At 68.9% G+C, this 12555-nt stretch carries 13 protein-coding genes; 7 read left to right on the plus strand and 6 right to left on the minus strand.

Features of this window, described 5'->3' with window-relative positions; translation table 11 throughout:
* The first annotated feature begins 104 nt into the window (after nt 1-104).
* Together ppgK and I0Q12_RS27695 are read left to right on the plus strand one after the other, a co-directional pair.
* Nucleotides 105-881, plus strand: coding sequence for a polyphosphate--glucose phosphotransferase (gene ppgK / locus I0Q12_RS27690; protein ID WP_197256679.1), 777 nt, complete (start codon nt 105-107; stop codon nt 879-881).
* A gap of 134 nt (nt 882-1015) precedes the next feature.
* Entirely contained in the window at nt 1016-2389 is a 1374-nt protein-coding gene (locus I0Q12_RS27695) for an RNA polymerase sigma factor (RefSeq protein ID WP_197256681.1), read from the plus strand.
* Between the two features lie 65 nt (nt 2390-2454).
* Here I0Q12_RS27695 and I0Q12_RS27700 read toward each other — a convergent pair whose 3' ends face one another.
* From I0Q12_RS27700 to I0Q12_RS27710, 3 genes are all read right to left on the minus strand, one after another.
* The gene (locus I0Q12_RS27700; RefSeq protein WP_197256683.1) at nt 2455-3663 is read right to left on the minus strand and encodes a cation:proton antiporter; all 1209 of its coding nucleotides are present in this window, start codon (nt 3661-3663) and stop codon (nt 2455-2457) included.
* Between the two features lie 9 nt (nt 3664-3672).
* On the minus strand, nt 3673-4155 hold the full coding sequence (locus I0Q12_RS27705) for a cation:proton antiporter regulatory subunit (protein WP_197256686.1): 483 nt from the start codon (nt 4153-4155) through the stop codon (nt 3673-3675).
* Nucleotides 4156-4253: 98 nt separating this feature from the next.
* Complete coding sequence (locus I0Q12_RS27710; protein ID WP_197256689.1) at nt 4254-4598, minus strand: DUF952 domain-containing protein; 345 nt, start codon at nt 4596-4598, stop codon at nt 4254-4256.
* Between the two features lie 219 nt (nt 4599-4817).
* On the opposite strand from I0Q12_RS27710, the gene I0Q12_RS27715 reads away from it, so the two are divergent.
* Nucleotides 4818-5018 (plus strand): hypothetical protein, encoded by a 201-nt coding sequence (locus tag I0Q12_RS27715; protein WP_197256691.1) that lies wholly within the window; start codon nt 4818-4820, stop codon nt 5016-5018.
* Between the two features lie 99 nt (nt 5019-5117).
* Here I0Q12_RS27715 and I0Q12_RS27720 read toward each other — a convergent pair whose 3' ends face one another.
* Nucleotides 5118-6842, minus strand: coding sequence for a DEAD/DEAH box helicase (locus I0Q12_RS27720; protein WP_197256693.1), 1725 nt, complete (start codon nt 6840-6842; stop codon nt 5118-5120).
* A 218-nt stretch (nt 6843-7060) separates the two neighbouring features.
* Here I0Q12_RS27720 and I0Q12_RS27725 point away from each other — a divergent pair, with 218 nt between their 5' ends.
* On the plus strand, nt 7061-8437 hold the full coding sequence (locus I0Q12_RS27725) for a YihY/virulence factor BrkB family protein (protein WP_231611574.1): 1377 nt from the start codon (nt 7061-7063) through the stop codon (nt 8435-8437).
* Here the strand turns inward: I0Q12_RS27725 and I0Q12_RS27730 are convergent.
* Nucleotides 8410-8646 (minus strand): DUF3039 domain-containing protein, encoded by a 237-nt coding sequence (locus tag I0Q12_RS27730; protein WP_197256695.1) that lies wholly within the window; start codon nt 8644-8646, stop codon nt 8410-8412. The two genes, I0Q12_RS27725 and I0Q12_RS27730, sit on opposite strands and share 28 nt — an antisense overlap.
* Before the next feature lie 58 nt (nt 8647-8704).
* Here I0Q12_RS27730 and I0Q12_RS27735 point away from each other — a divergent pair, with 58 nt between their 5' ends.
* The 3 genes from I0Q12_RS27735 (at nt 8705) to I0Q12_RS27745 (ending at nt 11787) form a co-directional block, all read left to right on the plus strand.
* Nucleotides 8705-9073 (plus strand): DUF3099 domain-containing protein, encoded by a 369-nt coding sequence (locus I0Q12_RS27735; RefSeq protein ID WP_197256697.1) that lies wholly within the window; start codon nt 8705-8707, stop codon nt 9071-9073.
* A 77-nt stretch (nt 9074-9150) separates the two neighbouring features.
* Complete coding sequence (locus I0Q12_RS27740; protein WP_197256699.1) at nt 9151-10629, plus strand: methyltransferase; 1479 nt, start codon at nt 9151-9153, stop codon at nt 10627-10629.
* A gap of 195 nt (nt 10630-10824) precedes the next feature.
* Nucleotides 10825-11787 (plus strand): sigma-70 family RNA polymerase sigma factor, encoded by a 963-nt coding sequence (locus tag I0Q12_RS27745; RefSeq protein ID WP_197256701.1) that lies wholly within the window; start codon nt 10825-10827, stop codon nt 11785-11787.
* A gap of 97 nt (nt 11788-11884) precedes the next feature.
* On the opposite strand, the gene I0Q12_RS34110 is transcribed toward I0Q12_RS27745, so the two are convergent.
* Nucleotides 11885-12555 (minus strand): acetate--CoA ligase family protein (locus I0Q12_RS34110; protein WP_231611576.1); only part of this gene is annotated, 671 nt, incomplete at its 5' end.

Raw genomic sequence — 12555 nt, forward strand, 5'->3', positions numbered from 1 at the left:
ATCCGAACACACGCCACGCCCGCACACCACCCACGGCCCGGCCGGGTTCGCACTAATGTGACGGCACGAGCGACGCCCATCCACACACGACAGGGAGCACGAGGATGACGCAGGAAACCCGCCCCGACGCGGCGAATCTCGGTTTCGGCATCGACATCGGCGGCAGCGGCGTCAAGGGTGGCGTCGTCGACCTGTCCACCGGACAGCTGGTGGGCGAGCGCATCAAGATCCTCACTCCCCAACCGGCGACACCCACCGCCATCGCCGGCACGGTCACCGAGATCGTCGCCGAGGCCGGATGGCAGGGCCCTGTCGGTCTGACCCTTCCGAGCGTGGTGCGGGGCGGCGTCGCCCTGACGGCCGCGAACATCGATCCGTCCTGGATCGGGACCGACGCGCGTGCGCTGTTCTCGAAGGCACTCGGCGGGCGCGAGGTGACGGTCCTCAACGATGCGGACGCGGCCGGTATCGCCGAGGACCGGTTCGGGGCGGCGAAGAACGTGAAGGGTGTCGTGATCCTGCTGACGTTCGGCACCGGCATCGGTTCGGCGGTGCTCAACCACGGGGTGCTGCTCCCGAACACCGAATTCGGTCACATGGAGATCGACGGCAAGGAAGCCGAGCATCGCGCGTCGTCGAAGGTGAAGGAGGACCGGGACTGGTCCTACAAGCGATGGTCCGAGGAGGTTTCCCGGGTGCTGTCGCGGTTCGAGGCGCTGCTGTGGCCGGATCTGTTCGTCGCCGGCGGCGGCATCAGCCGCAAGAGCGACAAGTGGATTCCGTTGCTGACGAACACCACGCCCGTCGTACCGGCCGAACTCCGCAACACCGCAGGCATCGCCGGAGCCGCATACGCTGCGGAAACAGGCGTCACTCCCTGAGTCCGCCACATCGATCGTCACGACGATCGTTACAATGGTGCACAGCCGGCCGTGAACCGGTCCGATCCCGACAGACCTCTCCGCCGGAGCTACTCTGGCGCGACGCCGCACTACCTCGTCACGAAAGGGCGTACGTGGCAGCCACCGACATCCACACCGCTGATTCTTCCGCCGAATCGGCACCCGTCTCGGACGCCGCGGGCGCCGCCGCGGACCCCGCGACCGGTACCGCACCCGCCACGAAGCGGCCGGCGAAGAAGGCCGCAGCCAAGAAGGCCCCCGCGAAGAAGGCCGCAGCCAAGAAGGCCCCCGCCAAGAAGGCCGCGAAGAAGACCACCGCGAAGAAGGCCGCTGCCAAGAAGGCGACGAAGGCGGCCGGCGAAGAGGACTTCGACGGCGACGACACCGACCTCGAAGATCTCGACATCGGCGAGGACGACCTCGAGGGTGCCGAGGAGATCGTCGTCGAGGACGAGGACACCGACACCGACGAGCCCAGCGAGAAGGACAAGGCGTCCGGCGACTTCGTGTGGGACGAGGAGGAGTCCGAGGCCCTGCGGCAGGCCCGCAAGGATGCCGAGCTCACCGCGTCCGCCGACTCGGTTCGCGCCTACCTCAAGCAGATCGGCAAGGTCGCGCTGCTCAACGCCGAGGAGGAGGTCGAGCTCGCCAAGCGCATCGAGGCCGGCCTGTACGCGACCTACCGGATGCAGGAGCTCGCCGCGAAGGGTGAGAAGCTGCCGGTCGCTCAGCGCCGGGACATGAACTGGATCTGCCGCGACGGCAACCGCGCGAAGAACCATCTGCTCGAGGCGAACCTGCGCCTCGTCGTCTCGCTCGCGAAGCGCTACACCGGCCGCGGCATGGCGTTCCTGGATCTCATCCAGGAGGGCAACCTCGGTCTGATCCGTGCCGTCGAGAAGTTCGACTACACCAAGGGCTACAAGTTCTCCACGTACGCGACGTGGTGGATCCGTCAGGCCATCACCCGCGCGATGGCCGACCAGGCCCGCACCATCCGTATTCCGGTGCACATGGTCGAGGTCATCAACAAGCTCGGCCGTATCCAGCGTGAGCTGCTCCAGGATCTGGGTCGCGAACCCACGCCGGAGGAGCTCGCCAAGGAAATGGACATCACGCCGGAGAAGGTGCTGGAGATCCAGCAGTACGCGCGTGAACCCATCTCGCTCGACCAGACGATCGGCGACGAGGGCGACAGCCAGCTCGGCGACTTCATCGAGGACTCCGAGGCCGTCGTGGCGGTCGACGCCGTGTCCTTCACGCTGCTGCAGGATCAGCTGCAGTCGGTGCTCGAGACGCTGTCCGAGCGCGAGGCCGGCGTCGTGCGGCTGCGGTTCGGCCTCACCGACGGCCAGCCTCGTACGCTCGACGAGATCGGTCAGGTCTACGGCGTGACGCGTGAACGCATCCGCCAGATCGAGTCGAAGACGATGTCGAAGCTGCGGCACCCGTCCCGCTCGCAGGTGCTGCGCGACTACCTCGACTAGAGCACCCATCTCGGAATGCAGTCAGGGCCACCCTTCCGGGTGGCCCTGACTGCGTTCGGAGGTGGTCAGAGAAGATCCGGCTCGGGACCGGGCGTTTGGGCCGGCTGCCCGGATCGGCGGCTCGCCACGGCGCGCATCACGGGTTCGACGACGCGGGCCGCGACCGGGCCGAGCACCGCGGTGATCATCACGTAGGCGGACGCGATCGCCGCGAGTTTGTTGTCGACGTGACCGGACGCGACGCCCAGTCCCGCGATCACGATGGAGAACTCACCGCGGGCGATGAGCGCGGCACCCGCGCGGGCACGGCCCATGACAGCGATGCTGTGCTGCCGTGCGGCGATCCACCCGGTCGCGAGCTTCGTCAGCGACGTGACGACGGCCAGCAGCACCGCCCACCCGAGGACCGGCGGAATCGCCGTCGGGTCGGTGTTGAGGCCGAAGAACACGAAGAAGATCGCGGCGAACAGATCACGCAACGGCTCGAGCACCCGCGACGCGTTGTGCGCCGTCGACCCGGAGATGGCGATACCCAGCAGGAACGCACCCACTGCGGCCGAAACCTGCAGCGCCGAGGCGATACCCGCGACGAGCAGCGCCGCGCCGAGCAGTTTCAGCAGCAGGGTTTCCCGGTCCGGACTGTCGAGAACGAGCGAGACGTAGCGGCCGTACTTCAGCACCAGGACCAGCACGACGGTGACCAGCCCGAGCGAGATCGCGACGGCTTCGAGTCCGCCGAGCAGACTCACCCCGGCCAGGATCGCGGTGAGGATCGGCAGGTACACGGCCATGGCGAGATCCTCGAAGACGAGGATGGACAGCACGATCGGGGTTTCCCGGTTACCGAGCCGGCCGAGGTCGTCGAGGACCTTCGCGATGATGCCGGACGAGGAGATGTAGGTGACGCCGGCGAGCACGAACGCGCCGATCGGACCGAGTCCGAGCATGAGCGCGAGGACTGCGCCCGGGGTCGCGTTGAGGACGAGATCGATGATTCCGGCCGTACGCGACCGGCGAAGTCCCGTGACCAGTTCGTTGGCGGTGTATTCGAGCCCCAGCAGCAGCAACAGCAGCACCACGCCGATCTCGCTGGCGAGGTGGCTGAACTCGCTGATGTCGCCGAGCTGGATGAACCCGCCGTTGCCGAAGCACAGGCCACCGATGAGATAGAACGGGATCGGCGACATGCCGAACCTGGCTGCGACACGCCCCAGGACCCCGAGCGCGAAGAAGACCGCACCCAGTTCGATGAGTGCGAGGGTTGTCGAATTCATACGTGCGGGTCAGCCGTTCCGCAGGATCTTGGCCGCGGCGTCGAGGCCGTCCGCGGTGCCCACTGCGACGAGGATGTCACCTCCGGTGAGGATGAAGTCCGGTTTCGGGGAGGGCGTGACCTGTCCCGCGCGCATCACCGCGACGACCGAGACGCCGGTCCGGGTGCGCAACGCGGTGTCGCCCAGGACCGCGCCGTCGAAACGCGAGCCTTCGTGGACGTGGAGCTGGCGGGTGATGATCCCCGGCAGGTCCCGGTGGTCCTCTTCGAGCTGGGCGACGAGTTGCGGTGCGCCGAGCAGGTTGCTCAGCGTCGCCGCCTCCTCGACGGTCATCGGAAGGGAGGCGGCGCATGCGTCCGGGTCGTCGGCCTTGGAGATGATCAGGTCGGAATGGCCGTCCCGGTGGGTGATGACTCCGATCCGGCGTCCCGATGCCAGCTCGAAATCCTTGCGTACTCCAATGCCTGGTAGCGGCGTCACGTCGACGTTCATTCCGCAAGAGTAGGACTGCCCCGCGACAGCTCGCAGTCAGGGCTCACCTCTGCCCCGGATCGAGCGTTCCGCGCGAGCGGTTTCGGGGACGGCGCGGCTCACAGGGCCGCGAATCGCCCGTCCTCACCCGGCTCGTACGGGGTCACGTCCACGACCGCTCCGACCGGCAGCGGACCGTACAGATGCGGAAAGCGCATCGATTCGGGATCCCCGGGCACACCGGGCTCGTACCGAACCGGATCGGACAGCCGTTCCGGTGCGACGTGGAGCAGGACCAGGTCGCGGCGCCCGGAGAACAACCGGTTCGCCGGCAGGTGCACCTGCTCCGGTGTGGACAGATGCACGAAGCCCACCGACTCCAGCGAATCCGGGGCCACGACCCCGTCCTGCTGCGCGGCAAACCACTCGTCCCGGCTGCAGATGTGCAGCAGATTCCCGGTCACCGGCACTCCTTCCGCTGCGCTGTGAGCGAACAAACACTCGGCATATATGTCCACGTCCTGGGCTTTTGCAGCCGCTCACGTGAAACGCGCCACCATCGTGCGCCCAGGGGAACAACACATGAACGCGCATCGTCTGACAGAGTAGATCTACCGCGCCACCCCGGCGCGGCGGACCAGACCCCAGGCGACCGACTCAGTGGTGGCCAGTTTGGAGGAGTCATGCCCGGTACCTTGACCAGCCCGAAGTTGACCGCTGCAGACCGGTGCGACCGGTGCAGTGCCGCCGCTCGCGTCCGCGCCGTTCTGGCCACCGGTGGTGAGCTGTTGTTCTGCGGACACCACGCCAAGGAACACACCGACCGCCTCCGCGAGATGGGTGCCACGATCGTCACCGAGGACGACGCCACCGCAACCGTCTGATCCGCCGTCCGGAGCCGCAGGCTCGGACCCGACCCCCGGAAGCGGGCGCCCACACCTGGGCGCCCGCTTCGTCGTTCACAGGGTGGCGGCCGGGAGCTGTCACCAGCTGCGCAGCACTGCAATGCGGTCGCGCAACTGTTCCGCCGTCGCCAGTGCGGTCGGCGGGCCACCGCACTGGCGGCGTAGTTCCCCGTGGATGACCCCGTGCGGTTTCCGGGTGCGATGATGCACGACCGCCACGAGCGAGTTCAGATCCCGGCGCAGCTGGGCGAGGGTGTCGGAGGTGGTGACCCGCTCGACGACCTGCGGCGGCGGTTCGGGTGCCACCTTCCGCGGCTTGCCGAGCTGCTCCTCCTGGCGCTGGCGCAGCAGCGCGCGCATCTGGTCGGCGTCGAGCAGTCCCGGAAGCCCGAGATAGTCGGCTTCTTCGTCGCTGCCGGCGAACGTGGCCGTTCCGAACGAGGAACCGTCGTAGATGACCTGGTCGAGTTCGGCGTCCGCGCCGAGGGAGGTGAAGGCCTTCTCCTCCTCGCCCGGTTCGTCCTTGCGGCGGTTCGCGTCGGCGAGCAGTTCGTCGTCGAAACCTTCCTTCTCCCGGTGCGGCTTGCCGAGCACGTGGTCGCGCTGGGCCTCGAGCTGGGCCGCCAGGTCGAGGAGCACCGGCACCGACGGCAGGAACACGCTGGCTGTCTCGCCCTTGCGCCGGGACCGCACGAACCGGCCGATGGCCTGGGCGAAGAACAGCGGCGTCGACGCGCTCGTCGCATACACCCCGACCGCGAGCCGCGGCACGTCGACGCCTTCGGACACCATTCGCACCGCGACCATCCACCGCTGGTCCCCGTCGCTGAACCGGGAGATGCGATCGGAGGCGGTCGGGTCGTCGGACAGCACGACGGCCGGCATCTCGCCGGTGAGTTGTTCGAGGATCTTCGCGTAGGCGCGCGCCACCGTCTGATCGGTCGCGATGACCAGGCCACCGGCGTCGGGCATCCCACCCGCGCGCAGCTGCTCGAGCCGCGTGTTGGCGGCGGCGAGGACCGCAGGGATCCAGTCACCGGCCGGATCGAGCGCGGTGCGCCACGCCCGCGCCGTCTGCTCGGCGCTGAGCGGCTCCCCGAGACGCGCGGTGAACTCCTCCCCCGCGCTCGTGCGCCACCGCGCCTCACCCGAGTAGGCGAGGAACACGACCGGCCGGACGACGCCGTCGGCGAGCGCGTCCGCGTATCCGTACGAGTGGTCCGCCTTGGACTGCATGAGCCCCTCGTCGTTCGGCTCGTACGTCACGAACGGAATGGCGCTGTCGTCGCTGCGAAAGGGCGTTCCCGTCAGGGCGAGCCGCCGGGTGGCGTCACCGAAGGCCTCGAGGATGCCCTCGCCCCAGCTCTTCGCGTCGCCGCCGTGATGAATCTCGTCGAGGATGACCAGCGTCCGGCGCGCTTCGGTGCGCACGCGATGCTTGAACGGGTGCGACGCCACCTGCGCGTAGGTCACCACGACACCCTGGTAGTCGCTCGATGTCTGCCCGGTCGAGTTGGTGAAGTTCGAGTCGAGTGCGATGCCGCTGCGTGCCGCCGACGCCGCCCACTGGTGCTTGAGGTGCTCGGTGGGCGCGACGACGGTGATCTGGTCGACGGTGCGGTCCCGCAGCAGCTCGGCGGCGACGCGCAGCGCGAATGTCGTCTTGCCTGCACCGGGCGTTGCGACGGCCAGGAAGTCCCGCGGTCCGGTCGCCAGGTACTTGGTCAGGGCTCGCCGCTGCCATGCGCGCAGCTGCCCTGCAGGGGCGGAAGTCGTGGCAGGGCCTACGGTTTCGGTGCTCACCTGTTGCTTGTGCTCCTTCTCCGCTCACGATCGGCCGGCTGCCGCTGCGTCGTCCCGACCTTCCGCCGACCGTGTGGCAGCCTATCGTCTCCGGCGGCCGTTCCCCGCCACGAACCGCCCGGCGACCGGGGTTTCGTGCCCGATCGTGGCAGAATTCGACGCGCACACATCGACCGCGGATGCACGTCCTTGCGCGTCGTCAGGAATGCTGGAAGTACATGAGCGAGCCATCCGGATCCCCCACACCGCGGACTGCTCACCGACGCGTCCCGCGGCAGGTGCAGGCCGCGCTTCGGGTGATCGGTCGAACGGCCGCCAAGGCGTGGGACGACTCGATCTTCAGCAAGGCGGCGACCGCTGCCTTCTGGCAGACGCTGTCGCTGCCGCCGCTGGTGCTCGGGCTGATCGGAACCCTCGGTTACGTGGGCGGATGGTTCGGACCGGACACCGTCGACATCATCCTGTCCAAGACCATCACCTTCAGCCGGACCATTTTCAGCGAGAACGTCGTCGACGGCATCATCAGCCCGACCGCCACCGATGTGCTGGTCCGGGGACGCCCGGAATTGATGTCCCTGGGCTTCCTGCTGTCGCTGTGGGCGGGCTCGTCGGCGATCTCGACGTTCGTCGATTCGATCGTCGAGGCGCACGGTCAGCAGGAGCATCGGCACCCGGTGTGGCAGCGCTTCTTCGCACTGATCCTCTACGTGATGTTTCTCATCCTCGCGGTGTTCACACTGCCGCTGGTGGCTCTCGGGCCGAATCTGATCGGCCGGGCGCTGCCCGAGTCCTGGTACGACCTCGGGTCCCGGATCGTCGACACGTTCTACTATCCGGCGGTGGGCCTGCTGCTGCTGGTCGGTCTGACCACGCTGTACAAGGTGGCGCTGCCCAAGACGTTGCCGTGGCATCGGCTGCTCGGCGGTGCCCTCGTCGCCGGGGCCTTCTTCCTGGCCGCCAGCGAGGGCCTGCGCTGGTATCTGAGCTGGATCGCCGGCACCGGCTACACCTACGGCGCGCTCGCCACGCCCATCGCTTTCCTGCTGTTCACGTTCTTCCTCGGCTTCGCGGTCGTGCTGGGCGCCGAGTTCAACGCGACCGTGCAGGAGTTCTGGCCGGCGCGGGCGACCCGGCTCGAGCAGTGGCGCGAGTGGCTGGCGCAGCAGGCCGCGCAGCAGCCGTCGCCGGAACTCGGACCGGTGACGAACCTGACCCGCCGGCTGACCACGAATCCGGTGCGCCTGTCGGATCTGCTCCGCCCGGGCGACCGGACTCCGGATTCGTGCCCGATCGACGGCAAGCCGGAGGACGCGCGATCGGAGGGCACCGGTTCGGAGGACGTGCAGTCGGAGGACTTGCGGACGAGGGCCTCAGGGCCGGTCGACGCTGCACCGGAGGGCTTCCCGCCGGGCATGTCCGGACCGCAGGCCCCCTCGCACGAACCCGCCCCACCGCGTGAGACCCCCGTGCTCGGGAACCCGGTGGAGGACACCGGGCAAGCACCGAGTCCCGACCCGATCGTCCGGGCCGGGACTCCGCAGGCCGGCTCTACCGCTTCTTCGTTGCCTCAGTCGCCCTTGCGAAGGCCGTCGTAGACCTTCTTGCACTCGGGGCACACCGGCGAACCGGGCTTCGGCGACCGCGTGACCGGGAACACTTCACCGCACAGGGCGACGACGTGGGTCCCCATGACCGCGCTCTCGGCGATCTTGTCCTTCTTCACGTAGTGGAAGAACTTGGGAGTGTCGTCACCGGTCGACTCGTCGGTGGTGGTGTCGGGCCGTTCCTTGATCTGGGTGCTCACGATTCCATGATGCCGCACCGCGTGTGCATTCGACACGGCGGAGTGGGACAGTAGAGGGATGGCGAGAACTCCAGGTTTCGGTGGATCCCACGAGAGTGGATCACCCGACAACCCGATTCTGATCACCGAGGCCGCCACGTCTCTCGAGGACCAGCACCGGGCAAGGGTCCGCAAGTACATGACCATCATGGCTTTTCGCATTCCGGCGCTGATTCTGGCGGCGCTGGCCTACGGCGCGTTCGAGAATCCGTGGATCTCGATGGCGATCATCGGCGTGTCCATTCCGCTGCCGTGGATCGCGGTGCTCATCGCCAACGACAGGCCGCCGCGCTCGAAGGACGAGCCGAGCCGCTGGGACGGTCGACGCGCAGATATTGCCGCGACCGAAGCCCTGGAAGCCCCCAAACCGCACGTCATCGACGGCTGACGCGTCACCCCCTCGCCGCGTCGGCGGGCCGACCCTCGAAACCGTCGGCCTGCCCGCCTGCTGCGAGAATGCAGGGCGTGGACCGTGACCTGCTGCTGTCGATCTGTTCCCCCCTGCGAACTGCGCTGCTCCGTTGCCGGTACGACACCGACACCATGCTCGAGCTGCTCGGGCCGGACGCGCACGCGGCGCTCGGCCGCAGCGAGCCGGTGCCGGTCCGCCGCGCGGCCCGGCGCGGCGGCGACCTGGGCACGCTGATCCGGCTGTTCCTGCTCGGCGACACGTGCCCGTCCGAGGAGGTCGCGGCGGCGCTGGAACCGGTCGCGATCGACACCGCGGTCGCGGCGGGACTGCTCGAGCACGACGGTGACGGCGTGCGCGCCGCCCTGGACCTGCGTCCGCTCGACGCGGGCACCGGAACCCGGTGGATGCTGTCCGATCTCGACGGCGCGATCCGCCCGGTCCCGACGCGTCCGGACCATGTGCTCGGCGTCGGTCAGGCGTCGCTGTCGCTGCTGCGAGCCATCCCGGCCGAGCCGGTCGGGACCGTGCTGGACCTGGGCACGGGCTGCGGCGTGCAGGCGGTGCGGGCCACCGATTTCGCCGAGAAGGTCACCGCCACCGACGTCAACCCCCGCTGTCTGGCGCTGGCGGAGGTCACCGCCGCGCTCAACGAAGTCGAGCTGGAACTGCTCGAAGGTTCGTGGTTCGAACCGGTCGCGGGCCGGCGCTTCGACCGGATCATCGCCAATCCCCCGTTCGTGGTGAGCGCCGGACGCATCGAGCACAGCTACCGCGATTCGGGTCTGGATCTGGACGGTGCGAGCAAGCTCATGGTGTCGCAGGCCGTCGACCATCTCGAACTCGGCGGGACCGCCGCGATGCTCGCGTCGTGGGTGCACGTGGAGGACGAGGATTGGCGGGCACGCGTCGCGTCGTGGCTGCCCGCCCACGGTGTCGACGCGTGGATCGTGCAGCGTGACGTGGCGGACCCAGCCCTGTACGTCGGCACGTGGCTGCAGGACGGCGACGCCGATCCGCGCGACCCCGCGGTCGCCGATCGGGCGGAGGCGTGGCTCGATCATTTCGACAACCATCGCGTCGAAGGCGTCGGGTTCGGGTTCGTGTACCTGCGCCGCACGAACGAGCCGTCGGACGTGCTCGCCGAGGACCTGCGGCACGGTTTCGCCGATCCGCTGGGGGCGGAGGCGCTCGCCTACTTCGAGCGGCTGGCCTGGTTGCGCGACCACGATGTCCTCACGGCCCGGTTCGCGGTGCGCGCGGACACCGCGCTGGAGCGGGTGTACCTGCCCGGCGAGGACGGGTGGCGGCAGGTCGTGGCGCGGGTGCACCGCGGTGACGGACCGGCCTGGCAGCACGAGGTCGACGACCTCGCCGCGGCGTTGCTCGCCGGCATGCGCCCGGACGGCCTGGTGCTGGAGGAGCTTCTCGCGCTGCTCGCGGTCGCACACGGCGAGGACGCGGAGGCGCTCGCCGAGCAGGCGATCCAGCTCGTCCACGGTCTGGTGAGGCACGGGCTGATCGAGCCGGTGTGAGGGCGTGACAGGGGCGCCGCGGGGGTGCCGTCACCGGTTCCCCCTCGGTTCCCCGCCGTGGATCTTCTCAGCAACTTCTCAGGACCGCTCCCCCATCGGCGCAGGTCAGCAGCATCAGCACTCGGGAACCTCGGGAACTTCCGTGCCCGTCCCGACGTTGAACGCTGTGAGACACCACCGATGAGGAGGCACGTCATGGCACGCCCCGACACCTACGCTCGAGTCGATTCCGACCTCGATTCCCAGAGCCCGGCCGCGGACCTGGTCCGCGTCTATCTGAACGGCATCGGCCGGACGGCCCTGCTGACTGCAGCGGACGAGGTGGAATTGGCCAAGCGGATCGAGGCCGGCCTGTACGCGCAGCATCTGCTGGAAACGAAGAAGCGCCTGAGTGCCGCCAAGAAGCAGAACCTGGCCCTCCTGGTACGCGACGGCCAGGCCGCGCGCAGCCACCTGCTCGAGGCGAACCTGCGCCTGGTCGTGTCGCTCGCGAAGCGCTACACCGGCCGCGGCATGCCGCTGCTGGACCTGATCCAGGAGGGCAACCTCGGCCTGATCCGCGCCATGGAGAAGTTCGACTACGCGAAGGGCTTCAAGTTCTCGACCTACGCGACCTGGTGGATCCGGCAGGCCATCACCCGCGGTATGGCCGACCAGTCCCGCACGATCCGGCTCCCCGTCCACCTCGTCGAGCAGGTCAACAAGCTGGCCCGCATCAAGCGGGAACTGCACCAGCAGCTCGGCCGCGAGGCCACCGACGAGGAGCTGGCGGCCGAGTCGGGTATCCCCGTGGAGAAGATCGCCGACCTGCTCGACCACAGCCGCGACCCGGTGAGCCTCGACATGCCGGTCGGCAACGACGAGGAAGCGCCGCTCGGCGATTTCATCGAGGATGCCGAGGCGACCTCCGCCGAGAGCGCCGTGATCGCGGGTCTGCTGCACAGCGACGTCCGCAGTGTGCTGGCCACCCTCGACGAGCGTGAACAGCAGGTCATCCGCCTGCGGTACGGGCTCGACGACGGGCAGCCGCGCACCCTCGACCAGATCGGCAAGCTGTTCGGCCTGTCCCGGGAACGGGTCCGGCAGATCGAACGCGAAGTGATGGGCAAACTCCGCGAGGGCGATCGAGCAGAACGCCTCCGCGCCTACGCCAGCTGACCGGGCAAGTCAGCGCCGACGATCCCCGAGAACCGGGCTGGGTTCTCGGGGATCGTGGTATTCGGGGGTCTGTGCACTGCCCCGGGTGGGGTGTCGGTCAGCGCAAGCGGCGGGGCCCGAGATCCAGCGGGTGCGGCTCGGGACCGATCCGCAGATGCGCGTCGGTCAGTTCGGCGCCGATCGCCGACGCGAGGACCGGTTCGCACGCGATCTCCCGCACCTCGGGTAGGTCGTCGGCGAGCGCGGAGATGCGCTGGACGAAATCGACCAGTGCGGCCTTGCTGACGGGAGCGGCGTTGCGGTACCCGGACAGCAGCGGAGCGGCCTTCGGCGCGTCGATGAGTTCTGCGGCCTCGTCCTCGGTGAGCGGCAGGACCCGGTAGGCGCGGTCGCCGAGCAGATCGGAGATGACCCCGGCGAGCCCGAAGGAGATCAGCGACCCGAACGACGGGTCGTCCTGGACGCGCACGACGCAGCCGATGCCCTTGGTGGCCATCTTCTGCACGTGCATGAGCGGTTCACCGGACGCCGCCGCCAGGTCGCGGTAGGCGACCCGGACCGCTTCGCCGTCGAGCAGGTCGAGACGCACGCCACTGAGATCCGGCCGGTGCCGCCACTGGGCGCCGGTGGCCTTCACCGCCACCGGGTATCCGATCTCGTCCGCCGCCGCGACGGCCTCGTCGGCGGTGGTCACGGCGCGGAAGTCGGCGACGTGCACCCCGTAACAGGACAGCAGCAGGGCCGCTTCGGAGTCGGACAGCCACCGGC

Origin of the sequence: Rhodococcus sp. CX, assembly GCF_015865005.1 — a bacterium.
In the GTDB taxonomy this organism is placed as follows: Bacteria; Actinomycetota; Actinomycetes; order Mycobacteriales; family Mycobacteriaceae; genus Rhodococcus.

Bases quoted from the DNA above. Each gene is read 5' to 3' on its own strand.
- ppgK (WP_197256679.1), top strand. From the start codon at position 105: ATGACGCAGGAAACCCGCCCCGACGCGGCGAATCTCGGTTTCGGCATC.
- I0Q12_RS27700 (WP_197256683.1), bottom strand. From the start codon at position 3,663: ATGAATTCGACAACCCTCGCACTCATCGAACTGGGTGCGGTCTTCTTC.
- I0Q12_RS27715 (WP_197256691.1), top strand. From the start codon at position 4,818: ATGCCCGGTACCTTGACCAGCCCGAAGTTGACCGCTGCAGACCGGTGC.
- I0Q12_RS27705 (WP_197256686.1), bottom strand. From the start codon at position 4,155: ATGAACGTCGACGTGACGCCGCTACCAGGCATTGGAGTACGCAAGGAT.
- I0Q12_RS27745 (WP_197256701.1), top strand. From the start codon at position 10,825: ATGGCACGCCCCGACACCTACGCTCGAGTCGATTCCGACCTCGATTCC.
- I0Q12_RS27735 (WP_197256697.1), top strand. From the start codon at position 8,705: ATGGCGAGAACTCCAGGTTTCGGTGGATCCCACGAGAGTGGATCACCC.
- I0Q12_RS27725 (WP_231611574.1), top strand. From the start codon at position 7,061: ATGAGCGAGCCATCCGGATCCCCCACACCGCGGACTGCTCACCGACGC.